The organism is Bilophila sp. 4_1_30 (genome assembly GCF_000224655.1).
Classification (GTDB): Bacteria; Desulfobacterota; Desulfovibrionia; order Desulfovibrionales; family Desulfovibrionaceae; genus Bilophila; species Bilophila wadsworthia.
Map to the genome: position 1 here is coordinate 1 of NZ_JH114279.1, position 819 is coordinate 819.

The following is an 819-nucleotide window of genomic DNA, read 5'->3' on the forward strand; positions in this document are numbered from 1 at the left end:
CAAAAGCCAGCGAAACCTCGGCTCTCGCGTCAAAGAACAGCGCGGCCTCGTCAGCGGCTACGGCAACGACGAAGGCCGGGGAAGCCGCCGCATCCGCTAAGGCTGCGAAGACGTCCGAGACGTCGGCCCTTGCTTCGAAGAATGCGGCATCCTCTTCCGCAACCGCTGCGGCCAACGCGCAGAAGGCGGCGGAAGCGGCCCGCGACGAGGCGCAGGACCTCGCCAATGTCGGGTATGCGTCGGAAAGCCACGCGGGGCTGTCTAAGGTCGACGGGAAGACCACGCAGGCCGATGCGGGCGGCGTGATCATCGTGAAGGACGTGGCTATTGGGGGGATCTTGAGGATCTGGCGAGCGCGCGGGGGTACTTGGTGGATGAGTATCTTCCTGAGTTCCCATCCCGTACCGTCTTATCGAGCTTTGACGATGCTACGACGCCGGGCAATTTTCATGTCCTGTGGGATAATACAACAACATCCGCACCTGACGGCATCCTGAACAAAAACCAATATGCAGATGGCGTACTAGAAGTAAGAGATAATAGATCGGCAAGTTTTGTGTCTTCATTTGCGAGATTAATGCAACGTCTCACTATTATAGGTGGTGCTACTCGTGCGGATTCCGCACGTATCTTTGTGCGCACTCAGTCGTGGGGCGTAACCCGTGAGTGGTTTCCGTGGGTCGAATTGGTTTCGTACAACAAATTCGGCGACGGTTTCCGCAACACCAACGGCATCATCTCCGTCCCCGAATACGATGGTGCAACGGCATCGACTGCCGGGACGAGCGGCCTTGTGCCGCCCGCAACCGCCGGGCAGCA

1 protein-coding gene is annotated in these 819 nt (G+C 58.7%); it reads left to right on the forward strand.

The genetic code is table 11. The features are described from left to right. Positions 1-370: 370 nt before the first annotated feature. Positions 371-819, forward strand: a 449-nt coding sequence (locus HMPREF0178_RS22240) for a hypothetical protein (protein ID WP_198135021.1), incomplete at its 3' end; no start/stop codon positions are given.